The sequence below is a fragment of the Nonomuraea rosea genome, assembly GCF_039539705.1.
Lineage (GTDB): Bacteria > Actinomycetota > Actinomycetes > Streptosporangiales > Streptosporangiaceae > Nonomuraea > Nonomuraea rosea.
Map to the genome: position 1 here is coordinate 1 of NZ_BAABDQ010000079.1, position 22,309 is coordinate 22,309.

General features: G+C 68.7%; 24 protein-coding genes. 6 read left to right on the forward strand and 18 right to left on the reverse strand.

The window, feature by feature from the left end; genetic code table 11:
• Window positions 1-353 precede the first annotated feature (353 nt).
• From ABEA43_RS66150 to ABEA43_RS66190, 9 genes are all read right to left on the reverse strand, one after another.
• A complete protein-coding gene (locus ABEA43_RS66150) occupies window positions 354-512 on the reverse strand; it encodes a hypothetical protein (RefSeq protein ID WP_345580662.1) in 159 nt (52 codons plus the stop codon).
• Window positions 509-1,450 (reverse strand): SMP-30/gluconolactonase/LRE family protein, encoded by a 942-nt coding sequence (locus ABEA43_RS66155; protein WP_345580665.1) that lies wholly within the window; start codon window positions 1,448-1,450, stop codon window positions 509-511. The genes ABEA43_RS66150 and ABEA43_RS66155 overlap by 4 nt, the downstream gene beginning before the upstream one ends.
• The gene (locus ABEA43_RS66160) at window positions 1,447-2,568 is read right to left on the reverse strand and encodes a hypothetical protein (RefSeq protein ID WP_345580668.1); all 1,122 of its coding nucleotides are present in this window, start codon (window positions 2,566-2,568) and stop codon (window positions 1,447-1,449) included. Before ABEA43_RS66160 ends, ABEA43_RS66155 begins: the two co-directional genes overlap by 4 nt.
• On the reverse strand, window positions 2,565-4,076 hold the full coding sequence (locus ABEA43_RS66165; RefSeq protein ID WP_345580671.1) for a sugar ABC transporter ATP-binding protein: 1,512 nt from the start codon (window positions 4,074-4,076) through the stop codon (window positions 2,565-2,567). Before ABEA43_RS66165 ends, ABEA43_RS66160 begins: the two co-directional genes overlap by 4 nt.
• Window positions 4,073-5,071 (reverse strand): sugar ABC transporter substrate-binding protein, encoded by a 999-nt coding sequence (locus ABEA43_RS66170; protein ID WP_345580674.1) that lies wholly within the window; start codon window positions 5,069-5,071, stop codon window positions 4,073-4,075. The genes ABEA43_RS66165 and ABEA43_RS66170 overlap by 4 nt, the downstream gene beginning before the upstream one ends.
• 34 nt (window positions 5,072-5,105) lie before the next feature.
• The gene (locus ABEA43_RS66175) at window positions 5,106-6,095 is read right to left on the reverse strand and encodes an ABC transporter permease (RefSeq protein ID WP_345580677.1); all 990 of its coding nucleotides are present in this window, start codon (window positions 6,093-6,095) and stop codon (window positions 5,106-5,108) included.
• Between the two features lie 38 nt (window positions 6,096-6,133).
• Window positions 6,134-7,315 carry an ROK family transcriptional regulator gene (locus ABEA43_RS66180; protein ID WP_345580680.1) on the reverse strand — a complete coding sequence of 394 codons (1,182 nt, stop codon included), beginning with the start codon at window positions 7,313-7,315 and terminating at the stop codon, window positions 6,134-6,136.
• Between the two features lie 237 nt (window positions 7,316-7,552).
• Entirely contained in the window at window positions 7,553-8,839 is a 1,287-nt protein-coding gene (locus ABEA43_RS66185) for a HupE/UreJ family protein (RefSeq protein ID WP_345580683.1), read from the reverse strand.
• 2 nt (window positions 8,840-8,841) lie between these two features.
• On the reverse strand, window positions 8,842-10,002 hold the full coding sequence (locus ABEA43_RS66190) for a DUF3500 domain-containing protein (protein ID WP_345580686.1): 1,161 nt from the start codon (window positions 10,000-10,002) through the stop codon (window positions 8,842-8,844).
• A 196-nt stretch (window positions 10,003-10,198) separates the two neighbouring features.
• Between ABEA43_RS66190 and ABEA43_RS66195 the strand changes: the two genes are divergently transcribed.
• Window positions 10,199-10,918, forward strand: coding sequence for a response regulator transcription factor (locus ABEA43_RS66195; protein WP_345580689.1), 720 nt, complete (start codon window positions 10,199-10,201; stop codon window positions 10,916-10,918).
• Entirely contained in the window at window positions 10,915-12,375 is a 1,461-nt protein-coding gene (locus ABEA43_RS66200; RefSeq protein WP_345580692.1) for a sensor histidine kinase, read from the forward strand. The genes ABEA43_RS66195 and ABEA43_RS66200 overlap by 4 nt, the downstream gene beginning before the upstream one ends.
• A 532-nt stretch (window positions 12,376-12,907) precedes the next feature.
• On the opposite strand, the gene ABEA43_RS66205 is transcribed toward ABEA43_RS66200, so the two are convergent.
• Genes ABEA43_RS66205 through ABEA43_RS66215 form a run of 3 tightly spaced genes read right to left on the reverse strand, consistent with a single transcriptional unit; the run spans window position 12,908 to window position 14,250 of the window.
• Window positions 12,908-13,117 carry a hypothetical protein gene (locus ABEA43_RS66205; protein WP_345580695.1) on the reverse strand — a complete coding sequence of 70 codons (210 nt, stop codon included), beginning with the start codon at window positions 13,115-13,117 and terminating at the stop codon, window positions 12,908-12,910.
• 10 nt (window positions 13,118-13,127) lie between these two features.
• Window positions 13,128-13,547, reverse strand: a complete 420-nt coding sequence (locus ABEA43_RS66210) for an SDR family NAD(P)-dependent oxidoreductase (protein ID WP_345580698.1) — start codon at window positions 13,545-13,547, stop codon at window positions 13,128-13,130.
• Window positions 13,548-13,584: 37 nt separating this feature from the next.
• Window positions 13,585-14,250 (reverse strand): FMN-dependent NADH-azoreductase, encoded by a 666-nt coding sequence (locus tag ABEA43_RS66215; protein ID WP_345580701.1) that lies wholly within the window; start codon window positions 14,248-14,250, stop codon window positions 13,585-13,587.
• Between the two features lie 96 nt (window positions 14,251-14,346).
• Here ABEA43_RS66215 and ABEA43_RS66220 point away from each other — a divergent pair, with 96 nt between their 5' ends.
• A complete protein-coding gene (locus ABEA43_RS66220) occupies window positions 14,347-14,856 on the forward strand; it encodes a MarR family winged helix-turn-helix transcriptional regulator (protein WP_345580704.1) in 510 nt (169 codons plus the stop codon).
• 51 nt (window positions 14,857-14,907) lie between these two features.
• On the opposite strand, the gene ABEA43_RS66225 is transcribed toward ABEA43_RS66220, so the two are convergent.
• The 4 genes from ABEA43_RS66225 to ABEA43_RS66240 all read right to left on the reverse strand — a co-directional run bounded on the left by ABEA43_RS66225 (window position 14,908) and on the right by ABEA43_RS66240 (window position 17,217).
• The gene (locus tag ABEA43_RS66225) at window positions 14,908-15,435 is read right to left on the reverse strand and encodes a DUF4253 domain-containing protein (protein ID WP_345580707.1); all 528 of its coding nucleotides are present in this window, start codon (window positions 15,433-15,435) and stop codon (window positions 14,908-14,910) included.
• Between the two features lie 172 nt (window positions 15,436-15,607).
• Complete coding sequence (locus ABEA43_RS66230) at window positions 15,608-15,769, reverse strand: hypothetical protein (RefSeq protein WP_345580709.1); 162 nt, start codon at window positions 15,767-15,769, stop codon at window positions 15,608-15,610.
• A 348-nt stretch (window positions 15,770-16,117) separates the two neighbouring features.
• Entirely contained in the window at window positions 16,118-16,924 is an 807-nt protein-coding gene (locus ABEA43_RS66235) for a hypothetical protein (RefSeq protein WP_345580712.1), read from the reverse strand.
• 161 nt (window positions 16,925-17,085) lie between these two features.
• Entirely contained in the window at window positions 17,086-17,217 is a 132-nt protein-coding gene (locus ABEA43_RS66240; RefSeq protein WP_345580715.1) for a hypothetical protein, read from the reverse strand.
• Between the two features lie 622 nt (window positions 17,218-17,839).
• Between ABEA43_RS66240 and ABEA43_RS68595 the strand changes: the two genes are divergently transcribed.
• The 3 genes from ABEA43_RS68595 to ABEA43_RS66250 are packed head-to-tail and all read left to right on the forward strand — an operon-like array spanning window position 17,840 to window position 19,395.
• Complete coding sequence (locus ABEA43_RS68595) at window positions 17,840-18,067, forward strand: Tn3 family transposase (RefSeq protein ID WP_425570760.1); 228 nt, start codon at window positions 17,840-17,842, stop codon at window positions 18,065-18,067.
• A complete protein-coding gene (locus ABEA43_RS66245; protein WP_345580718.1) occupies window positions 18,060-18,617 on the forward strand; it encodes a hypothetical protein in 558 nt (185 codons plus the stop codon). The genes ABEA43_RS68595 and ABEA43_RS66245 overlap by 8 nt, the downstream gene beginning before the upstream one ends.
• 46 nt (window positions 18,618-18,663) lie before the next feature.
• Window positions 18,664-19,395 (forward strand): hypothetical protein, encoded by a 732-nt coding sequence (locus ABEA43_RS66250; protein WP_345580721.1) that lies wholly within the window; start codon window positions 18,664-18,666, stop codon window positions 19,393-19,395.
• Between the two features lie 1,018 nt (window positions 19,396-20,413).
• On the opposite strand, the gene ABEA43_RS66255 is transcribed toward ABEA43_RS66250, so the two are convergent.
• Both ABEA43_RS66255 and ABEA43_RS66260 read right to left on the reverse strand, forming a co-directional pair.
• Entirely contained in the window at window positions 20,414-20,671 is a 258-nt protein-coding gene (locus ABEA43_RS66255; RefSeq protein WP_345580724.1) for a hypothetical protein, read from the reverse strand.
• Window positions 20,672-20,774: 103 nt separating this feature from the next.
• Entirely contained in the window at window positions 20,775-21,935 is a 1,161-nt protein-coding gene (locus ABEA43_RS66260; protein ID WP_345580727.1) for a hypothetical protein, read from the reverse strand.
• Window positions 21,936-22,309 lie beyond the last annotated feature (374 nt).

A 22,309-nucleotide genomic window follows, 5' to 3' on the forward strand; every position in this document is an offset into this window, starting at 1 on the left:
GGGCATCATCGACGCGATCGCGTCGGGCGACCCGGCGGCAGCGGAACACGCCATGCACGAGCACCTGTCAAGCGTCATCGACGCCCTCCGCCAAACAGCCTGACCTCATCGCCGGGCCAGCCGTGGTTGACCCAGCGCTGCTGGATCTTCCGTTGGCGGCCCGTCGTTCTGCGGCTCTGCGCGTGGAGACGCGGCACCTCAACAGGCCAGCCACAGGCCTTCGAATACGCGCCGCCGCAGCTCTCGTGGCCTGGCTGCGTACTGGGCCTCCCAGCATCCCGCAATACGACTCCGCCCGGTCGAGCCGGCCCTGACGACGCGCCCCCAGGGCGAGCCCGATCTCGGCGAACTCCTCAGCCGGCTTGTCTTTCCTCGGCTTCGCGCCGGGAAGCCTTCAGATCGCCGCACACGTACGTCTGCATGCCCCGGGTGCTGAGCCCCGCGGCGAGCCCCCAGCGGTCGCCGAGTGCACGGGACCCGGCGACCACGCGGTTCAGCGGTTCGGCGCTCACTGCGACTCGCCTTGACCCTGCTCCGGCCGCGCGCCGGTGAAGAGAGCCATGCCGGGCACAGGCCATTCGATCGCGACCACGCGGCCGAGTGAGGCCTGGGTGACGAACAGAGTGCGCTGGTCGGGCCCGCCGAAGCAGACGTTGGTGACGTCCGGGTCGGCGAACCGGACGGTGTCCTGCACGGTTCCGCCGCCCGGGGCGACGACGAAGACGGCGCCGGAGCCGGTGCCCGCGACGAGCAGCCGGCCGTCACGGTCGAAGCACATACCGTCGGGGAAACTGTCAGGGCCGAGGTCCGCGTAGGTCGCAGGCGGGCCGAGCGACCCCGGGGCGGTGATGTCGAAGCGGTGGATCAGGCCCGTCCCGGTCTCGCCGACGAGCAGGGCCTGGCCGTCGGGGGTGACGTGCAGGCCGTTGGGGAAGCGCAGACCATGGTGGACCCGGCGGGCCGTGCCGTCCGGGCTCACGTAGCAGACGTCACCGGGCGGTGAGGCGGCGGCGGGGGCGCTGCCGTGCTCGTCGCGTCGCGCCCACACGGGGTCGGTGAAGTAGTAGCCGCCGTGCTGGTCGAAGCACAGATCGTTCGGCGCGTTGAGCGGGGTGCCGTCGATGGAGTCCAGCAGCGTGTGCACCTCGCCGTCACCGGTGAGGCATTGGATCGCCGGATGACCGCCGCCGGGTCCGGGGCGCATGCCGGTCGACTCGTTCGGGCCCCAGTTGCCGCCGTTGTTGCAGAAGACGAGCCGCCCGTCAGGGGCGAACGCCGCGCCGTTGGGCGATCCGCCGGGCCGTGCGACGACGATGCGCCGGCCGTCCTCGATGCGCGAGACGCAGCCGCCGGCCAGCTCGACCACCCACAGGGTGCCGTCGGGGCCGATGCACGGTCCTTCCGTGTAGGCGAATCCGGTGGCGATGACGCGCTCGTCCGCCGTCGTCACAGCGTTCCCTCCTTGTACGCGCGCAGTGCGGCCGACATGTCCCCGGAGCGTGCGTCGTCGGCCACGAAGTCCGTCCAGTGGTAGAACATCGCCCCGTCGGCGGCGCTGCGCGCGATGGCCCGCAGCGCCGCCCTGAACTCCTGCGGCGGGATGCCGGGCAGCCTGCCCATGCCGTCGTGGGGCGGATCGAGGTAGGTCGGGGAGGTCTGCAGGCAGGCCAGCAGCGTGCCGTCGATCCGCGGGCGCAGCTCGCCCACCAGCGATTCGATCCAGGGTGAGGGCTCGCGTGCGAGGATCTGGTGGTAGAGCATCAGCTCGGTGTGCTCGGCTTCTCGCGAGATCAGGCCGAGATCCTGGCCGAGCACCTCCCGTACGGCGTCGCCGAAGTCGTCACGTCCCATCGCGACGCCGTTGATGAGCACCTCGGTGCCGGGCCGGACGGCGCACACCGCCGTGCGCAGCCGCCGCACCACGTCCGCGATGAGCGCGCACTTCCAGGAGGTCCACTCTGCGCGCAGCTCGTGCTGAAGGATCGCGGCGGCCCTGCGCGGGTCGTCCACCGGCAGCTCGTTGCCGGTGCTCTGGTTGAATCCGCGCAGGCAGCGCTCGCAGAAGCAGTACTCCTTGATCTCGCCCCGGGTCCGCCGGGGGGTCCACGCCTCCCAGAACCCCGGGAAGCGGATGAAGTTGAGGAACACTCCGTCCGGCCGCAGGTCATCGACGACCTCGGACAGCACCTCGGCCCTGCGCGCCACGTGGCCGGGGTCGGACGGGCACAACCCCACGTACCAGTCGAAGGGCTCCATCACGCTCGCATCGGAGGCGATCGGCCGCAGCTCCGGCCGGGTGCGGTACTCCTCCGGCTGGAAGTACACCGCTGTCGCCTCGAAGACGCGCATCCCGCGTTCGCGCAGGTGGTCGCGGAAGCGGTGATCGTCGTAGCCAGGCGGCGGTCCCAGTTGCTCGACGCCGCTGCCGGGGATCGGGTCGCGCCGGTTCTGCACCACGACCCAGTCGACGCCCTGCTCACTGAGCCGGCGTACGGCGGCGGTCTCGTCGAGGCCGTACTGGTTCGTCCACTCGAAGCCGTACAGCTTCATGGCGACGGTGGGGGTCATGCTGCCTCCTTCCGCGTCCGGCTGATCGCGGACAGCAGGCCGGGACGGTCGACGTCGGCGGTGCTCAGCGTGGCCGTCAGGGCGCCGGTGTGCATGATGAGCAGCCGGCTGGTCAGCGCCAGCAGCTCGTCCAGGTCATCGGAGATCAGCACGACGGCCATGCCGTCGCGGGCGAGCTGCTCGATCTGGCGGGCGATCTCGGCCTTGGCTCCCACGTCGACGCCCGCGGTCGGCTGGTCCAGCAGGAGCACCTTGGGTCCGGCGGCGGCGGCGCGCGCCAGCAGCACCTTCTGGGCGTTGCCGCCGGACAGCGTGTCGACGATCCGGCCGCTGTCGGCGGGCCTGACCTGGAAGCGCTTGACGGCGTCGGCGACCAGGCGGCGGCGGGCGGCGCGGCGGACCAGGCCGGCGCGGGTCAGCTCGCCCCCGAGCGCGGTGAGCTCGATGTTGTCCTGCACGGTGCCGGTCATCACCAGCCCCTGCGCCTTGCGGTCCTCCGGGATCAGCAGCACCCCGGCGCGGGCGGCCCGGGCAGGGGTACGGCGGCGCAGCGTACGTCCGGCGACGGCGACCGTCCCGGTGCTCGGCGTGGCGCCGACGATCGCCTTGGCCAGGCGGCTGCGGCCCGAACCGACCAGGCCCGCGATCCCGACGATCTCCCCTGGCGCGACGCGCAGGGAGATGGGCGGGCGGCCGGCGACCACGAGGTCCGTCACTTCCAGCGCCGGCGTCACGTCACCGGACGGGGGAGTGGCCGCGGTCACGCGCTGGTGCTCGGCGACGTCGTCGCCGACCAGGAGCCGGGCCAGGCCGTCGGCGTCCGTCTCGCCGGCGTCGAGCCGCGCGACGACGTCGCCGTCGCGCAGGACCGTGATGCGGTCCGCGACCGAGGTGATCTCGTCGAGGAAGTGGCTGATGTAGACGATGCCGACGCCCCGCGCCGCCAGGTCCCGCATGATCGCGAAGAGGCGCTCGCGTTCGTTGGGGGCGAGCCGGGCCGTGGGCTCGTCCATGACCAGGATGCGCGGCTCCTGGGCCAGGGCGCGGACGATCTCGGTGAGCTGCTGGCCCGCGACTCCGAGCCGCCCTACGGGCTGGTCCATCGGCAGGTCGATGCCGACCCGCGCCGCCTCGCGGGCGGAGCGGGCGGCCAGCTCTTTGTGGTTCACCAGCGCCGCCGCTCCGAGCCGGGGCTCGCGGCCGAGCGCGATGTTCTCGGCCACGGTGAGTTGCGGGACGAGGGAGAAATCCTGGTAGATGACCGCGATGCCGTGTTCTATCGCCTCTTTCGGCGTACGTACGGAGACGGGCTTGCCGTCGATGGCGATGGTGCCCCCGTGATCGGGGTGCACGCCGCCGAGGATCTTCATGAGCGTGCTCTTGCCCGCCCCGTTGTGCCCGATCAGCGCGTGGATCTCGCCGTGCTCGACGGTGAGGTCGACGCCGTGCAACACCTCGCCCGAGGCGAAGCTCTTGCGGATCCCGGTCATCTCCAGGATGGCCATCATTCCCCCCAGGCAGCCTTGTACTGGCTGACGTTGTCCTTGGTGATGATGGGCAGGTCCAGGTACGCGTTCGGCTGCGGCACCGCCGACTGGTTGCCCTTCAGCCACTCCACGGCGTACTTGATCGCGTTCTCGCCCTGGGGTGCCGGGTCCTGGTTGACGCTGCCGTACACGGTGCCGTCGGAGATGGCCTTGCGCACGTCGGCGGGGAAGTCGCCGACGATGAACTTCACGTCGGTGCGCCCGCTCTTCTGCACGTTCGTCGCGCCGGAAACGCCCTCGGGCCCCTGGCTGACGATGGCGCTGAGCTGCCCCTTGGGGTACTTGGACAGGTAGTCCTGGGTGATGGCCAGGGCCTTGGCGTTGTCCCAGTCGGCGGCCTGCTCGGCGACGACCTTGATGCCGGGGTGCTGCTTGAGCACGTCCATCAGGCCGGCCTTGCGCTGGATCTGCGCGGAGGTGCCGAGCTTGCCGGTGATGTAGCCGACGTTGCCGCTCTCGCCGACGGCCTTGACCAGGAGCTCGCCCTGTCCCTTGCCGAAGGTGTAGTCGTCCACGCCCACGTAGGTGATGATCTTGCCGCCCGCATCGGTGGCGGCCTGCGTGTTGACCGCCATGACCGGGATGTTGGCGTTGTTGGCCTGCAGGACGGCCGGGATGATGCCCTTCGGGTCGCTCGGGCTGATCAGGATCAGATCGAATTTCTGGGCGACGAACTGCTGGACCACGGAGATCTCGGTGGCCAGGTCGCCGTTGCCGCTGCGGATGTCGACCTGTGCGCCGAGCTGCTGGGCGGTCTCGCGTTCCTTCTTGATGAGGTTGGAGTAGAACGGCACCGAGGTGTCGAAGATCATATGGCCGATCTTGAAGGTCTTCGCCGCGCCGGAGGCGGTGTTCCCGCTCGGCTCGCTGCCGCAGGCCGCGAGGCTCAGGACCAGTGCGGCGGTGACGCCGATGACGGATTTCCAGCGGGGCACCCGTGGGGTGACTGCGTGCATGTTCATCGCTCTTTCTCGGTACGGTCCCGGTCGTTCATGTCTGGGACGCGCGCTTGCGCTGGTAGCTGTCGATGCCGACGGCGACGAGGATGACCACGCCGGTGACGGCCGGTTGCCAGTAGGAGGACACGCCCAGCAGGTTGAGGGCGTTGGCGACGACGCCGAGCAGCAGCGTTCCGAGCACGGCGGAGCTGACTCGCCCGGCCCCGCCCGCCAGCGGGACGCCGCCGACGACGACGGCGGCGATCGCCGACAGCGGCCACGTGGTCGCGGAGTTCGGCTGGCCGATGCCGGTCTGGGTGATCAGGACGAGGCCGGCGATGCCCGCGCACAGGGCGCCGAAGACGTAGGCCAGCAGGAGGATGCGGTCGGCGTTGACCCCGGCCAGGCGAGCGGCCTGCCGGTTGCCGCCGACCGCGTACAGGTAGTGGCCGAACCGGGTGAAGCGCAGCATCGCCCAGGTCGCGACGATCACGCCGAGGAAGATCAGGGCGACCGTGGGGATGCCGCCGACGCGCGACTGGCCGAACACCGCGAACTCCGGTGGCAGGCCGTACACGGGAGCGGCGGACGTCGACACGTACAGGATGCCCGTGACCAGCACCTGCGTGCCCAGCGTCGCCACGAACGGGCTGATGCCGACCTTGGCGATGGCGATGCCGTTGACCAGCCCGACCACGACGGCCAGCAGCAACGCCCCCACGACGCCGAGCACCGGCGAAGTCTGCCCGACGAGCCAGGCCGTGGCGACACTGGTCATCGCGCCGACCGCGCCCACCGACAGGTCGAAGCCGCCGGTGACGATCATGACGAGCATGCCGCAGGCGACGATGCCGATCATCGCGTTCTGCTGGAGGATGTTGGCGATGTTGTTCCAGTTGCGGAACTCGGGAGTCGTGATGAGCAGGACGACCAGGAGCAGGGTGAAGACGGCTGGAAGCGCGTAACGCGATGTCGCGCCCGACAGCTGCGGCGGGCGCCAGCGGGTGGCGGCCTGCTGCGCAGGCGGAGACGCTGCTGACATGGGAAGAACTCCTTGGGTGAGAGAGTGCGGCGATCCGCTCAGTGGAAGGCCCGGGGCAGCTCGTCGAGGTTGACGTCGGCCTGCTGCTGGGCGAACACCAGGGCTCCCAGCACCTCGGCGCGGTCACCGAGACTGGCGGCGGCGACGCGCACCTGCTTGGCCGCCGCCGGGATCGCGTTCCTGCGGACCGCGATGCGCATCGGCTCCAGTAACACCTCGCCCGCGGCGCTGAGCTCACCGCCGAGGACGATGCGGTCGGGGTTGAGATGGTTGCAGAGGTCTCCGAGAGCACGGCCGATCGTCGTGCCCGCGTCGGACAGCGCCCGCCGGCAGCCGACGTCGCCGGCCTCGGAGAGCTCGAGGATGCGGGCCAGGGTGAGCTCACCGTGCGAGAACTTGAGCGATTCCCGCAGGGCGCGTCCGGTGGCGAACGCCTCCAGGCATCCGCGCCCGCCGCAGCGGCACATGGGGCCGTCCTCCTTGACCACGACGTGGCCGAGCTCTCCGGCGATACCGCCCGCGCCGCGGAACAGGTAACCGTTCAGGACGAGCGAGGAGCCGATTCCGGACGACAGGCGGATGTACACCATGACGTCGGCGTCCGCGGCGGCGCCGAAGGTGAACTCACCGAGGGCGCCGAGGTTGGCGTCGTTGTCGAGGAAGAGCGGATAGGGCAGCCGGGAGCCCAGCTCGGCCGCGACGTCGAGTCCGACCCACGACTGGAGGATGGCCCCGGCATGTAACGTTCCAGTCTTGCGGTCGTAGGGGCCCGGGATTCCGACTCCGCCGGCCACCACTGACGCGGGCGGCCGTCCCACCTCCTGGAGCAGCTCGCCGGCCATCTCGGCGGCGGTGTCGAAGGCCTTGTACGGTGCCGCGTCGAGGTCCAGCTCCAGGTAGCGCTCGCCGAGCACGTTGTAGGACAGATCCGCCACAGCCACCCGGACGTGGAAGTGCCCGTAGTCGACGCCTATCAACGTCCCGCTCGGACGAGCCAGCGCCAGGCCCATCCCCGGCCTTCCCGGGCCGCTGGAGCGTGGCAATTCGACCTCGGCCACGCTGCCCTCGGCCATCAGGTCGTTGACCACCGCCGAGATCGTCGTGCGGGACAACCCGGTCTCCTGGGCCAGCCGGGAGCGGGACGCGACCCCCAGGCGCGACAGCGCCTCGATCACCCGTTGCCGATTGTGATCGCGAAGTTGCGCCAGCCCTGAAGTCATGGCTCGGGACTCTAATTAACCTGTCCGAAATATGTCAATACATTGTCCTAAACTTCGCGACAAAACCGTCAGAGTCGTGACTAATTGCCCGCAGCTTGGGCATGCAGGAACCAAAGCCGCAGGTCACGACATCGTCACGAGGCTGGTGCCAGGAAGGTTGCGGGGCCATGATGGCCCGTACCGACAGGCACAGGCCCGAGGGAAAGCTTCAGCACGGCAGGCTGGCCGCCGTGCTCCTCAATTCCTCGCTGTACGCAGGCCGGGTACCACCCACGCGACTGCCGCACAGGCTGCGACGGCTCCGGCGACGCGGAACGGGTGAGCGATGAGCAGGTCGGAGAAGTGGTTGAGCGGGTTGCTCGGGATCAGGGTGGTGCGTTCGGCGAGCCATGCCGCGGCCAGCACGATGCCGAGGGCGGCGGCGGTGAGGCGTGCCGCGGGGTAGATCCGGGTGCGGCTGAGGACGAGCAGCGACGGCATGAGCAGCGCGACGACCATGAGCTGGGTCAGCTCGATGCCGAGGTTGAAGCCGAGCAGGCCGGTGACCAGGGATCCGTGGCCGAGATCGAGGCCGGCGAGCAGTGCGGCGAAGGCGAGGCCGTGCATCAGCCCGAACCCGGCGGCGATCCACGCCTCGCCGCCGGGGACGAGTGGCCGTACGGCGTGCACGCCGGAGACCAGGATGGACAGGGCGATCAGGCTTTCCACGACGCGGGTGGGCGCGCTGACGTAACCCAGTGCGGCCAGGGCCAGGGTGAGGGAGTGCCCAACGGCGAAGGCGGTGACGACATGGACCACGCGCAGGCAGTTGCGGCGCAGGTCGCCGGCTCGCACCCAGTGCCCGCCGCGGGCCAGTAGCGGTGCTGGGAGCAGGAGCATGATGAGGAAGAGCAGGTGGTCGGCGCCTTCAGCGATGTGCTGGACGCCCAGGCGGATGGCGGCGGCGAAACCCTGCTCGCCTGTGGCGCCGGCGGTGGGAACGGCGATGGTGTGCTGCTGCCAGTCGAGCGTCCCGACGGTGGCATAAGTGTCGGCGCCCTGCGGGCGCAGCGAGACGAGGATGTGGTGGGACAGCAGGTGGTGCACGATCCCGTCGTAGGTGAGCCGGAAGTCGCGCACCGTGCCGTCCGGGGGGCGCAGGACGAGGTCGAAGACGAGATGGTCGACGGCGTCGACGTTCTCGACCCGGCCGCCGCCTGCGGCGATGCTCCACCGGGCACCGTCACTCTGGTCGGCCGCGGAGATGTGGCCGAGCAGGTAACGGCGCAGCTCATCGAGCTTGGCGGGCTGTGTGATGGTGGCAGCGGTGAGGGGCTGGTCGAGTGCGAGGGCGAGCCGATCGATGGGCAGTTGCACTGCGCCGGTGAGCCGGTCCGGCGCGGCGTCGAGCAGAATCGCCGTGGTGCTGAGCGGGTGGGCGTCCGCGCGTCCCGGGGTGAGGGCCGTCACCGCAGCGGCGACGATGACGAGGCCTGCGAGCAGCGTCCCTGCGCGAGCCGCCCACCGCATCATGGTGGTGCGCATGGTCAGCTCGGCTTGCTGCTGCCGTAGTCGTTGGTCTTGTCCCGGTACACCGAGTGGAAGTGGATGTTCGGTGTGCTCATGCTCCGCGTGTTGATGAACTCGATCCACACGCTGGGGCCGTCGATGCGGATGTAGCTGTTCTCGTCGGCCGGGCCGGTGTTGTTGGCCCAGCCGATGCGGGTCTGGTTCAGCTGCGACTCGTAGGTGGTCATCAGCTTCTCGCCGGCGTCGTCGTCGAGGTCGCCGGCGTAGGCCTGGATCGCCGTCATGACCAGCTTCTTCTGGTCGGCGTTCAGCTTCGACACCGGCAACCCTTCCGCGGCGGGGAAGACTCCCGAGTCCTTGCCCGGTCCCATGAGCAGGTCGTCGAACGTGCCGGAGGTGATCTCGGCGGCGGCCTTCTGCTCGTCCTCGAGCGCCGCGATCATGCCGAACATCGCTGACGACTCGGCCTTGACCGGCTCGACCGTGGTGCCGCCGGACTCGAACGCGGCCGGCTCGGAGCCGACGAACTGCGGGGTCTGGCTGACCTTGTCGCCGTTGTAGGTGAGGTTGCGGGCCAGGTGGTGCCCGCCGAACTGGACCATGAACGGCTGCGTCGCCGACGGCTGCCCGTACACGGCGATGAAGTAGTCCTTCAGGCTGCCGAAACCGTCGGCGCCCTGGCCGCCGAGGCTGCTCAGGTAGTCGTCGGCCGTACGGATGGCGGTGTTCTGCTGGACGGCGGCGGGGTCCAGCGCCGCCTGAAGCACCGCCTCGGCGGCCTTGCGCTGGTCGGTGGTGAGGTCGGACAGGGCGATGCCCGGGCGCGGCACGGTCGTCGCGGGAAAGTTCGACCAGGTCTGCCGGTCCTTGTTGTCGGAGAATTCGTAGTCGGCCTTCTCCCGCTGGGCGGTGTCGAGCGTGGCGAGGAAGGCGTCGACGGCCTTGACGACCGCCGCGGTATTGGCGCCGCCCGGGCTGGTCCCGCCGGTGTTGAGATCGACCGCGGTGATCTGCTGCGGAGAACCTCCACCCGGGCCACCCCCGCCTGGTCCGTGGTCACGCTGCGCCGCAGCGCTCGCCGACGGCGACGAGGTCGTGGAGGTGCTCGAACCGCAACCACTGACGACGAGTGCCACCGACAGGACGGTGCCGGAGGTGACGGCAAGGTGTCTACGCATGATTCGTGGGGTCTCCTGTGCATGGTGACGGCAGAGAACTCCTGCTCAGATCTGGCTTATCGAGCGTTCCTATGACTCGACCCTGCGCTCTCTATGAATCACCTGAGAATGGTCGATCGTGCGGCGGACGAGGCCGGCGAGGTTCACGGATCGCGTAATATCCAGTCACTTTCTGTTTCCGTCGGCTTGGAGTGGTATGGGCGAGCACGAAGGGCGGCAAGACGTGGCTCCGGTGCGAGTCCTGATCGTCGATGACGAGGTGAACATCGCCGAGCTGATCCGGATCGCCCTGCGTTATCAGGGCTGGGAGGCCGCGCTGGCCCATTCAGGCAGGCAGGCCATCGACAGCGCGCGTGACGCACCGCCCGACGCGGTCGTCCTCGACATCATGCTCCCGGACTTCGACGGACTGGAGGTCCTGAGCCGGATCCGCGCTTTGTGCTCCGACGTCCCCGTCCTGTTCCTGACCGCGAAAGACGCGGTGGAGGACAGGATCGCCGGGTTCACCGCCGGAGGCGACGACTACGTGACCAAGCCCTTCAGCCTCGAAGAACTGGTCGTCCGTCTCAAAGCGCTGCTGCGCAGGGCGGGCATCGCACGACGGGCGGACGCCGAGCCTGTGCTGATCGCCGGCGACCTGTCCCTGAACGAGAGCACTCGCGAGGTCAGGCGAGGCGATGTGGAGATCGCGCTCACCGCCACCGAGTTCGAGCTGCTCCGCTTCCTCATGCTCAACCAGCGCCGGGTGATGTCGAAGACGCAGATCCTCGACCAGGTGTGGCACTACGACTTCGGCGGACAGGCCAGCATCGTCGAGCTGTACATCTCCTACCTCCGCAAGAAGCTGGACGCCGGTCGTCCACCGCTGATCCACACCGTCCGCGGCGCGGGGTACGTGCTCAAGGCCGCCGGATGAGGCTGCGCGCACGGCTGTGGTCCACCACGGCCAGGCTCGTCGTCACCAACGTCATGCTGGTCGCCCTCGTCGGCTGCCTGATCACTGTCGCGACGACGTGGGCGCTGCATCGGGCGCTGCTGAACCGGCTGGACGCGGACACGAGCGAGGCCGCGCTCCGCACAGCCGCGGTGGCCCTCGCCCGGCCCGCCAGCTACCTGACCGGCGATCTGGCGGCCGGGGCTCCGTGGACCGAGACCGGCATTCAGCCGACCCGAACCGTCACCGGCTACTTCCACGGCACCAGCGAAGGTGGCGAGACCATCACCGCCCAGGGCAGGTCGCAACGGTTGTCCGGCGCGGTCCTGGAGATGCTGCGGGGCGTCCCGATCGACCGCCAGGTGCACACGGTCGTGCTGCCCGGCTACGGCCGCTACCGGGTCATGGCGGCCGCGGCCGGGCCGGCGCGGGTGGTGACCGGGCTGCCGACCGCGGGAGTCGACGAGACCGTGGATATCATGGTCGGCTCGGCGACGATCTTCACCGTGCTCGGCGTGGCCCTGGCGGGCGCGGGCGCCTCGGTGCTGGTGCGCCGGCGAATGCGCCCGCTGCGCGAGGTGGCCGGCACCGCCCGGCAGGTAGCGGCGCTGCCGTTGGACACCGGACAGATCGCCCTGACCGCGCGCGTCCCCCGGCACCTGACGGACGAGCGCACCGAGGCCGGCCAGGTCGGGGCGGCACTCAACACCCTGCTCGGCCACATCGAGCGGGCCCTGGACTCGCGCTACCGCAGCGAGCAGCAGGTCCGGCGTTTCGTCGCCGACGCCTCCCACGAGCTGCGCACCCCGCTGACCACGATCCTCGGCTATGCCGAACTCGGCAGGCACGCCCCCACCACCGACTCTGAGCTGCTGCGGGAGGCCATGACGAAGGTGGACGTCGAGGCGGCCCGCATGTCCCGCATGGTCGAGGACCTGCTGCTGCTGGCCCGGCTGGACGCCGGCCGGCCACTGGAGCACGCCGAGGTCGACCTGACTCGGCTCGTTGTGGAAGCCGTGCAGGACGCTCATGTGGTCGCACCCGGTCACCGCTGGACCCTCGACCTGCTCGCGGAGCCGGTGACGGTGACCGGCGACGCGCTGCGCCTGCACCAGGTGATCACCAACCTGCTCGCCAACGCTCGGCAGCACACCCCCGAGAGCACCACCGTGATCGCCTCGGTGCGCCGCAACGGCGAGAACGTCACGGTGACCGTAGCGGACGACGGCCCGGGCATCCCCGGCGACCTGCAGGTCTTCGACCGCTTCACCCGGGGCGACCACGCGCGCACCCGCGCATCCGGGGGAGCCGGGCTCGGGTTGCCCCTGGCCCGGGCGATCGCCGAGGCGCACCACGGCACTCTCGAGGTCGCCTCCCATCCCGGCCTCACTCGATTCACGCTGAGCCTCACAACACGGACGTCCCATCGCGTGGTGTAGCCAGGGCAGGGGGACCGGGCGGCCTTCTTCGTATCGGGCGGCCAGCGTGCGGTTACGTGCCGAGCAGGTGAGCAGACCGCCCAGCGGGACGCGATTGGCCAGGCCGAACGGCTGATCGATCTCCGATCACCTGAGCGCCGAGCACTTCAGGCTCCGTACGGAGATGTGGTGGTGGGCGGCGATGACGGCCGGATCCAGGTCGGGATTGCGGCTGACCCGCAAGCGCCCCTCCCGGGCCAGACGCCGGCCCCGGCCGCGCCGGCCGCCTAGCTTGGCGTTACGACCAAGCGTCACACCGTGACGTCTCCCGAACGCGTGAACCAGCCACTTCGGCACCACGCCCCGCCGCTCACGCCAGGCCGTGGTGCGACAGCGCCGGCTGCAGTACACCGCATCGACGCGCTTTTGCAGACCCGCCCACCACGTCCGCCCACACGCCGGACAACGCGATCGCGGCCGCCGCTGCTGAACCTCCCGGCCGGTCGGGCCACGGCCGATACCCAGAGCCACGAACTCCACCGCCGCGGCGTATTCAGCGCTCGACCGACGAAGCTCCCGCCACTGCTGCGCGCGGCACGCAGGCGAGCAATATCGCCGCGACGACCGCGACCCCTCCGGCAAAGGAAGCCCACAGCTCGCGCACGTCCGAGCCGCCGGCGCTGACCCACGCCACCGATTGTCGCAGCTCGGCGGCGAAACCCTCAGACTCGCGTTCGTCCGGAGGCGCCGCGACAGCTCGCATCTCAGCTTGGTCACGACCCTTTTCGATCACGGACAAGCGCCTGGGGCCGAGATCGCAGCCGTCTCGCACGAGCGCTGGGAGGCGGCAGGCGCAGGGGCACGTCCTCGAACCGGACGCTGGGGTCGGGTGGCCCGTCGCCGCCCCAGCGCACGGCATTGGCGACGAGGATCTCGATGCCGCCCCAGCGCTCGACGACGGTCGCGACGGCATGGTCGATGGTGGGCAGGTCCTCGAGGTCGAGCCGGACGATGTGCGCCTGCCCGCCGGCGGCCTCGACGTCCGCGGCCACTTTCTCGGCGCTGTCAGGGTGGTTGCGGTAGGTGATCGCCACGCGGGCGGCTTCGCGGCCGTAGGCGCGGGCGGTCGCGGCGCCGATGCCGGTCGACGCGCCGGTGATCAGGGCCACGCGGCCGCTGAGATCGGTGTTCATGGTGTGGGTCGTCCTTCTATGGGTCGGGGAGTCGTGGTCAGGACGGCGTCTCGGCGCGCACCCGGGTTGCCAGGGCATGCACCGCGTCGAGCGCCGCGGTATGGGAGGTCTCGTGCTGGTCGCGGAACTGCGCGAGGAAAGGCATGACCGTGGCGTGGGTGAGTTCGGCATGGACGAAGGTGACGTCGTCGAGTCCGAGCACGGAGAAGTAGGCGCGCAGGTAGGGCTCATGGAAGTCGAAGTGCTCACGGGGGGTGCCGGGCCCGTAGGCGCCGCCGCGCGCGCTCAGCACCACGGCTGACTTCCCCTTGAGCGGCAGCCAGGGCAGGGTGACGCGGTCGATCCATGCCTTGAACGCGGCGGGCACCGTGAAGTTGTACATCGGCACGCCCAGGAGCAGGACGTCGGCCGCGAGGAGCTGCTCCACCAGCGGGCGGGTGGCCGCCCAGCTCCTGACCAGCTCAGGAGCGCCGACGGCCACCTGGTCCATGGCCTCGATGTCGCGCACCCCGTTCACCGATGACTGAGTGGCGGGGCGGACCCGGTCTTCGTCGATGGGCGGCACCGGATCGGCCACCAGGTCGCGGTAGGTGTAGACGCCGTCCGGGTGGGTGGCCCGCCAGTCGGCCACGAAGGTCTCGCCGAGCCTGCGGGAGAACGACTCGCTGCGTCCGCTGGCGTCCAGATGAAGAAGGTACGTCATAAGGTTGCCTCAAATTCAAGATGATCTGGATTCAAAATCAATATAGAGCAAGATAGTTTTGAGTCAAGAACATCTTGGCTGGGTATTATGCTGTCCATGGCCCACGCCCCCACATCCGAAGGCCCGCACGGGAGCGGACTGCACCAGGACCTGCACTGGCTGTTCGCGCGCCTGAAGCAAGGCCTGGCCACCGCCGAGACCGCCGCGGTGCGCGTGCACGGCATGACCCTGTGGGGCTACACGGTGCTGGTGGCCGTCGTCGAAGCCCCCGCCCGCACCCAGCTCGCCCTCGCCCAGGCCGTATCGGTCGACAAGAGCAAGCTGGTCCTCATCCTCGACGAACTCGAAGACGCCGGCCTGGTGCGCCGCCGCCCCGACCCCGCCGACCGCAGAGCCCGCATCATCGAGGCCACCCCCGAGGGCGACCGCGCCCTCAGAGCCGCCCGCGCCGACATCGAGACGATCGAGAACCAGCTCTTGGCCGACCTCGCCCCCTCGTCCCGGATCACACTGCAGAGCGCGCTACAACATCTCGCCGGCGAGCCCATCGCGAAAGTCGAGGACGGACGGTCACCCGAAACCGCCTGCGCGCCCGACCCCGCCTGAGGTCACGGCACCTTGTTGACCATGTTGAGAATCGTTCGATTCTCCGACAGCTCAGACCGTTCGTCGGTCCCACCAGAATTCCCACGAGTTGAGTCCGACAAGTCGCTCCGCGTAGGCGGCAAGCGTGTAGGGGTGGCTGTTCTGCCAGATGTTGTCCGGGCAGAAGGCGAAGTGCTCGGCTGCGACGTGGAGCGCCTCCTGCAGCGTCGAAGGCGGGGCGGCGATGCTCAGATACAGGTCGGCGGAACCGACGCCGACGACCACGGCGCCGAACCGGTCCTCCCAGCTGCGCAGGACGGCGGCGATCTCACCGGTGTCGTTGGTGTAGTTCAGCGGGCCCGTCCACCCGGCGGCGGCCAGAGCATCAGCCCCCCGGCCGGCGGCGGCCAGGCCGAGGCGCATGTCCGGATTCTGGGCCGTGAGGTGGACTGCGTACTCGGCTGCGAACGAGGTCGGCTCCGCGGCGAACAGCTTGCCCGGCGCCAACCCGGGCCAGCGCTGACCGTAGGGTGCGGTCACGGCGATCCGTTCGGTCGGCGACAACGGATCGCTGTCCGCATCGACCTCGGTGTATTGCACCCACCACGTCGCCAGGAGAGTCGCGTGGTCGTGGAGATCCGGACAAGTGATCTTCTCTAGAGAGAGCTCCCCGGATTCCCAGGGCCTGAACTCATCATCGTGCGGCGAAGATTCCAGCAGCAGAGGCCACAAGCCGGTCCGTCCGTGCAGCTCTCGGACAGTTGCCCACAGATCAGCCGAGGCCGGCTCCACAGCCATCCATAGACCGGGCGCCTTCGCCTTCGTCCGTCTCGATGAGGCGGCCCGGCGGCAGCAGGCCGCAGAGTTCCACGACGCTGTCCTCGTGGCCGGTCAGTGCCGCCAGTTCCGACTGGAGCTGCTGTTCAAAACCCATCGCAGCACGATAAGCCATGATCGCCAAGGCATTGAGGGGCCAGAATCTTGCAGCTTGTAACGGTCATGTGGCAGCGAAGGTGTCGCGCCGTTTGCCGCCGAAGGTCACACCCTCACCTGACCAGCTAGTTCGCTTGACAACCCCGGATAACGATGGGCTCGGGTCGAGCTCAATCAACTTGACCTACGTGAAAGAGGAGATCATCTTCCTCTGACCTGCTGGAAGGGCCCTACAACCCTAGATAACCATCGTGGTCGGTGCTGGTGTGACTACTGGTGGGAGACCTCCATCGGCGGGTACGCCGCGACACCGCCGGCACCTTCCGCACCGCCATCGACCGCCGTGACATCACCGTCCGCCATCGAACAAGGCCAAGAGTGCCGGCGCCGGGTCCGCTACGTTGGTCATGTTCGCCGCTACAACAACGATCATGATCAGCGACAACACCGTCGAAAGAACACCGAACGACCTCAGCACGCGCCTCGTTCGCCTGTCAGACGACCCGGTTCTGGCAGATCTTCTCCACAACACAATGCTCATGCCGATGAGCACGACCGCCACGATGGAACCGATCACGACCAGCGTCACGTGGTACAGCGCATAGTCGCTGATCATCACCTCGAGAGCGGGCGGGGTCCGGTGACCCGCGGCTGCGGACTCAGCCAGTCGCTGTCTGACTTGGTCGAACGTATCGGCGAGCACTCCGTCGGAGGCGCCGACCGGCAGCAGCGACAGCAGCGAGGCGAAGGGCGCTACCGCACCCTGCACGTTGGCCATCACCACCATCAGCGAGAACAGCGCGGGCATCGTGACAAGAACGCCGGCCGACGCGAGGGCGGCCCTCCTTCCCGCCCCGAGAGCGCCGGCCCTCAGGAACGCCCTCCAGAGAAGAACGCCGAGCACAACGAGCACGATCAGCAAGATCGCAGCGATCACCGCCTTGGCCACGTGGTAACGGAACCAGTAATCGACAACCCTCTCCAAGCTCGGAGAGAGATCCCGGTCGCCGGACCTCCAGTACTCGACGAACGCCTTGCCGAGGGTCTCGACAAGGCTGAACTGATCGGCGAAGCCGCCGCCCGGCCTGCTCGCCGCCAGCGTGCCCGGGGCGACGACGAAGGCGGCGGCGAGGACCACGGCGAAGGCGGCGAGCACAGAGAGTGTGCAAGCGGAGATACCAGCGGATCGCGAAGGGGCTGCGGGACTATGCAAGGAGATTCCTTCGGCTCGATCGAATGTGCATCCACCCCGACCTGCAGGCTCGCCGGAGCCGAACGACCGCCGGGGCTGCGCGAACAAGCTGAGCCCGAGCCGCGTCAGGAGCCTGCTCGTGCGCGGACGCCGGGGGTGATGGTGCTGACCTGGACCTCCCACTGCGGGTACGCCTTGCCCGAACTCGCCGGCACGACACCCATGGCCAGCGGCAACGCCAGGATCTTCTTCTTCATACCTGTAGTTCGACGGCGGGACGCGGTTGGATTGCAAGCTGGAGCCGACCGGGCGGGAACCGGCGCGATCTCTTGGTGCTCCAGCCCGGTGCCCGCGGCCCGGATCGCCATGCCTGTTGTGTACACAAACGAGCGCCGTTTTCGATCATCCGCCGTTAAGCGTCGCCCCGCCGAACCCTGCCGGCCTTCCAAGCAGCCACGACCCGGGCCAGCCAGGCCCGCTCCATGGCCGACGTCGGATCGCCGGGGTCGGGGTGCGGCCTCTGGTCGTCGAGCTGGTCCGGCAGAATGTGGCGGTGCGAGGAAGGACTGCGCACCGCCCAGCGCGCGGTGGAGATCCGCGAGCGCCTGGCCGAGGCCAACCCCGACGCCTATCTGCCCGACCTGGCGACCTCGCTGAACACCCTGGCGGTCCGGCTGGGTGAGGCGGGCCGGCGGGAGGAAAGACTGCGCACCGCCCAACGCGTCTCTGAGTCTTACCAAGAGCTCGTCGCGCGTCATCCCGGCTCGTTCGGAGGAATGCTGGCCAGAAGCTTGATCAATCTAGGGAAGAGGCTTATCAACGTTGGGAGGATTCGGGAGGGCCCTCTCTGTCAGTCTCTCGTGAGACCTGGGGCTGTCGCTGTCGCGCTCTCCGCTCTACCTCGATGCCGCCGTCGACCGGCTGCGGGCGGGTGGCCTGGCCATCGGGCCGCAGATCCGCGCGCGCCTGTCACCGCTGCTGTTCGAGCACATAAACTTCCACGGCTCCTACCCCTTCCAGCGCCCGGACCTGAACGGACGCCTGCGTGAGCTGCGCGAGGTCGCCGCGCTCGATGCTGAGGCGGGGGCAGTAGACCCTGGTGAGTGACGCGACTGACAGCCCGGCCGGGGCCGGGCACGCCTACACGGTGCCGGCCCGGCCGGACGGCTGGCCCGACCTGCTGGGCCGGCGGCCGCTGAGCGCGGCCGAACGTGCCCGGCTGCGCGCCGCCCTGCAAACCGCCGCTCCCGCCGTTGCTGCCCCGGATCCCAGTTCCGGCATGTGCTTTCTCACGATCACCGGCCTGGACCGCGCGGCCGACCCGGCAAGGGCGATGCGTCTGCGCGGCCGGATCCACGCCGCCGTCCGCACTGCGGCCGAGCGCCGCCGCACCTCCTACCAGAGCACTGAGGCAACCATCACGATCGGCATCAGCGGGCCCGACGCGAGGCACCGACGGACAACGGGGAGGGCCGAGCGCCGGAAGCGACTCAAAAGCAATCATGATGAACGACGTCTGGTGGGTCCACCGTGGGCTGTCAGCGTCTCGGAGATGTTCGACGGGATGCTACGCAAACGGCGGTGGCGGGCTCGGGCGCTGTTGGTGATGAAGCGCGAAAAGCGCCGGATAGGTGAAGAAGTTCCTTGTATGGTGTGACCTCGGCCGAGTTCGCGCTGTTCGTCGCCATTTAAGGAGAAAAACGATGACATTCACGGGGGATCACGGTAACTGGGCTCGGCAACCGATGCCGCCAGAGCCACCGAAGAAGAAGCGGTTGCTGCTGAAAGTCTGCCTGGCCGTGGTGAGTCTGCTTTTAGTCTCCGGCATCGGTTACGTCGTGTACAAGGAGGTGTTCTACGTCCGGCCCATAAATCCGAACTGGTCAGCGGAAAGCGCGGAGCCGACCCCGATCCCCAAAAGACTGGATCCGACAAAAAGCGGTCAGCCGGTCAAGGCCGACGCCGATCTGGGGCAGGTCTGCACGGGCAAGTATTATCCGGACGCCCCGGAGTTCGCCGGAGCGGCACCGCACCGGGTCGCGATCGCTGACTATTGGGGGCACCCTGTCTTCGAAGACGTCTTCGCGCTCCGCAATCCCGACGAGCCGTTGAAGGTGAGAACGAAGTCTCCGGCGGCCTGGGTGCCGAAGAATCCCGCGAAGGTGCAAGCGGTCCTCTGCGTGGACCGGTACCCGACCGGGGAAGAGCGCAAGATCGGCCGTTGCAAGTTCCTCGGCGAGACCCTTCCCCACTACAAGGCCACGTGGGATGTGACTCTCCGTGAGGTCGCGTCCAATAAAGTGATCGCGTTCGCGCAGATGGTCTCCGACGCCAAATGTCCTCCTACCGCGGTCGTCGGCAAGGACAAGATCGTCTATCAGGGGATGACCGACAAAGCGTTGTACGAGAAGTTCAAGTCCTACGTGGAGAATTAGTGTTGCGCCGGTCGGACCTGTGATTTCGGCCTGCTCAACTGCGGTCGTTGAAAGAAATGCCGGCCGTGTGCGTTAATGCGTTTCCTGTTGAGGGGGCTGAGTAGACGTCTACGTGGGCGGAGTCGGGCCTCCATGGACGCGCACGACGAAGGGCCCGAATCCCCCTTGCCCGGGGTTTGGGCCCTTCATGCTGTTCGGGCTACCAGCCGCCCAGGTGGGCCCGCATGCCGCCCCTACTGCTGCGTACGCCGCCGCCCACGCTCGCCGTCCAGTCGCCCGTGTCGCTGTGTCTGATCATGCTGTGCAGCCTGCCAGCGCCCAGCCGCCATCCCCCTGCCGGTGCTGCCCGGCCTGAGCGTAATCATTCGCATGCTTGGTGATGCCGCTCAAGACTCATACCGGCCCCGAACGTCGATGGTTATCTGGGGTTGTCAAGCGAACTAGCTGGTCAGCCGCTTGAAGGTCTGTCAGCCACGTCAGGCAAGTAGGCAGCCGCGCCTGCCCCGTCAGTGGGCCGTCGAGAGGTCCATCAACCGCATGAGAAGACCCCGCTGGATCCGCCAGTGGGTGGTGCTCGAAGCAGGGCAGCAAAAGAGCGCTCAGGCGGCTGGTCTGATGGCCCGCGGACCTGATGGATGATGCCAGAGTGGCGCGCTTTGAGGAGTTCGTGGAGGAACTACTTGACTTCCTGCTGACGAGGCTGGATGAGGCCGGGTTTGAGCGACTCGTCGCCCATGAGCCCCGGCGAATGTGTGCCCCTTTTATCTTCTCGGGCGGCGGCCGTGTGGAGCAGCGAGGAATGTGGTTCACGGGGTGCTGCGCTTGCTCGCGGATCCACTCAGGAGGGTTCGGCGGGGACATTAAGGCCGAAGCATGGCCATGCTTTCATGTTCGGTCTCTGACGCTGCAGTTCGCCGACGACCTGGATTACTGCCAGGGGTGGAGGCCTGAGTATGCGCTATTCGCATCGGGGAGGCTCATCCACCAGGACGACGATTGAGAGCTGAAGACACGACTCTCAGGCCAGGAGCCCCAGAGTTTCGGGCGCTTCTATGACGGTCAGCTGCCGCTCGGGGTCGGTTTCCTGGTGCACGAACTGGCTGATCAGGTCGGCGAGGGCTTGCCGGTCCTGTCCGGGGAGGCGCTGCAGGAGAGCGATCACGGGCTCCAGGACCTCCATCGTGGCCTCAGGCCTGATGGCGTCGTCGTCGCTGAGGTCAAGCCAGATGACGATCTCCGTGAGCGCTTTTGCGAGGGTGCGTTCGAGCGTGGTCATGATGGGCTCCTGGCCGGTCGTTGGAGGTTGTGATGCGTCCGGGACGGCTGCCATGGCGTGGAGGCGGCCCTGTTCAGCCTGCTGCCGGTTCGGTGAGCCGGGCTTACAGCTCGATGATCATCTGAGTGAGCAGGCTGGTGTTCTCGCGCCGGACCGTCTGCGGGCCGACCGTGTCGAGGCCGGCGACCTTGGTGATGCACTCGTCGGCGGCTTGGGCCATGGTGGCGAACTCCTTGCGGGCGATGGAGTGCGGGTTGGCGGCCTCGAAGGTGGTGGCGCGGTGCATGTCCTTGACCGACGTCATCGCCGCGCGCGCGGCCGACATGGCGTCGCGGGCGCTGAACTCGTCGCCGTGTCCGGATCGCATGTAGCGGGTGGTCCAGGCCCGCCGCCGACCGGCGTCGCGCCGGTCAGGGTCGGCTGAGGGCTGGAACCGTTCCAGGCGATCACCCCGGTTGGCCGCGATCACCCGGACGACCCGGACGGCCCGCCGCAGCCGGTGACCGTTCGGAAACTTGACGCCGGCGGCGATGTCGGCGTAGCTGACCTCGTGCCCGTGGTTGCAGCGCAGCCAGATCATCACGTCCGCGACGTCCTTCTCGGCCTGTGTGAAGTCCATCGCGTCGTGTTGTGGAGTCCGCCGGGATATCTCCCGGCCGCTCATAGCAGTCCGCCGTTCTCGTCCAGGAACGCCGCCAGCGCGGCGTCGTCCAGGGCGGAGCCGGTGGCCAGGTCCCGGACGGCGGCGATGGCTTCGGCGCGGTCGGCGGTGAATCGGATCTGCTGCTGAGGCGGCCATGCGGATCTCGGCCATGGCGTTGAAGACGACCATGGACGCCTCGGCCTCGGACCCGTGGCGGGCGGCGCGGGCTTCGGCGGCCAGCGACTCCCGCTCCTGGTGCAGGTCCCTGTCGTGCTCGCCGTCGTATTCGCTCTGCCGCTGGGCGGTGACGTCAGCGGCGGCCGCGCGGTCGGCCGCGTCGGCGGCGGCCTGGCGGGCATCGAACTCCGCCAGGGCCTCCCACACCGCCGTCCGGGTCGTCTCGTCGGCCAGCAGCGCGGTCTTGACCGCCTTCGGATGTTCGATCACGTAGGTGATGGCCGCGGGGCGGGTTCCAGAGCTGGCCGCCTCCCGCTCGATCCCCTTGCGCCGCTCGTTCGAGACGGCCCGGGCGTCGAAACTGCGGTAGTAGCCCTTCTCGCCGTAGAACGGATACTTCTTGACGTCGGGCAGTTCGACGTCCCGGTCCGGCTCCAAGGCCATCGCGTGGGGAACAACGCCTGTGTCAGCCAGGCGGGTTCCAGGCCCGCCAGAAGGCCAAGACTCGCTTGGCGCTGGTCCTGGCCTTGGAGGCGAACTCCCGGGCGCTGACGCGCCGGAAACGTTTCGTGGACTCTTGTTCGGATCCGACACCGTAAACCCGGCTGACCTCACCGCGGCCTGAGCGGGTCCCCCGGCGCCGGGTTCTTGCGCTGGGAGAACGTATTGGGCAGCACGGCCAACGTGCCTCAGAGCCTGCTGACAAAGGACTTTGGTGTCGAGGCTCAAGTCACGAGAGTGTCGAGGTGCGGTCATCATTGGGCCGTTGACCGGTGAACGGGAGCGGGCTCCCGGTAGCTGAGGTGTTGTCTAAGCAG

Bases quoted from the DNA above. Each gene is read 5' to 3' on its own strand.
- ABEA43_RS66230 (WP_345580709.1), bottom strand. From the start codon at position 15,769: ATGGGTTTTGAACAGCAGCTCCAGTCGGAACTGGCGGCACTGACCGGC.
- ABEA43_RS66200 (WP_345580692.1), top strand. From the start codon at position 10,915: ATGAGGCTGCGCGCACGGCTGTGGTCCACCACGGCCAGGCTCGTCGTC.
- ABEA43_RS66170 (WP_345580674.1), bottom strand. From the start codon at position 5,071: ATGCACGCAGTCACCCCACGGGTGCCCCGCTGGAAATCCGTCATCGGC.
- ABEA43_RS66190 (WP_345580686.1), bottom strand. From the start codon at position 10,002: ATGCGTAGACACCTTGCCGTCACCTCCGGCACCGTCCTGTCGGTGGCA.
- ABEA43_RS66180 (WP_345580680.1), bottom strand. From the start codon at position 7,315: ATGACTTCAGGGCTGGCGCAACTTCGCGATCACAATCGGCAACGGGTG.
- ABEA43_RS66255 (WP_345580724.1), bottom strand. From the start codon at position 20,671: ATGACCACGCTCGAACGCACCCTCGCAAAAGCGCTCACGGAGATCGTC.
- ABEA43_RS66260 (WP_345580727.1), bottom strand. From the start codon at position 21,935: ATGGCCTTGGAGCCGGACCGGGACGTCGAACTGCCCGACGTCAAGAAG.
- ABEA43_RS66210 (WP_345580698.1), bottom strand. From the start codon at position 13,547: ATGAACACCGATCTCAGCGGCCGCGTGGCCCTGATCACCGGCGCGTCG.
- ABEA43_RS66175 (WP_345580677.1), bottom strand. From the start codon at position 6,095: ATGTCAGCAGCGTCTCCGCCTGCGCAGCAGGCCGCCACCCGCTGGCGC.
- ABEA43_RS66165 (WP_345580671.1), bottom strand. From the start codon at position 4,076: ATGATGGCCATCCTGGAGATGACCGGGATCCGCAAGAGCTTCGCCTCG.
- ABEA43_RS66195 (WP_345580689.1), top strand. From the start codon at position 10,199: ATGGGCGAGCACGAAGGGCGGCAAGACGTGGCTCCGGTGCGAGTCCTG.
- ABEA43_RS66240 (WP_345580715.1), bottom strand. From the start codon at position 17,217: ATGAAGAAGAAGATCCTGGCGTTGCCGCTGGCCATGGGTGTCGTGCCG.
- ABEA43_RS66250 (WP_345580721.1), top strand. From the start codon at position 18,664: ATGACATTCACGGGGGATCACGGTAACTGGGCTCGGCAACCGATGCCG.
- ABEA43_RS66220 (WP_345580704.1), top strand. From the start codon at position 14,347: ATGGCCCACGCCCCCACATCCGAAGGCCCGCACGGGAGCGGACTGCAC.
- ABEA43_RS66215 (WP_345580701.1), bottom strand. From the start codon at position 14,250: ATGACGTACCTTCTTCATCTGGACGCCAGCGGACGCAGCGAGTCGTTC.
- ABEA43_RS66160 (WP_345580668.1), bottom strand. From the start codon at position 2,568: ATGACCCCCACCGTCGCCATGAAGCTGTACGGCTTCGAGTGGACGAAC.
- ABEA43_RS66185 (WP_345580683.1), bottom strand. From the start codon at position 8,839: ATGCGCACCACCATGATGCGGTGGGCGGCTCGCGCAGGGACGCTGCTC.
- ABEA43_RS66205 (WP_345580695.1), bottom strand. From the start codon at position 13,117: ATGCGAGCTGTCGCGGCGCCTCCGGACGAACGCGAGTCTGAGGGTTTC.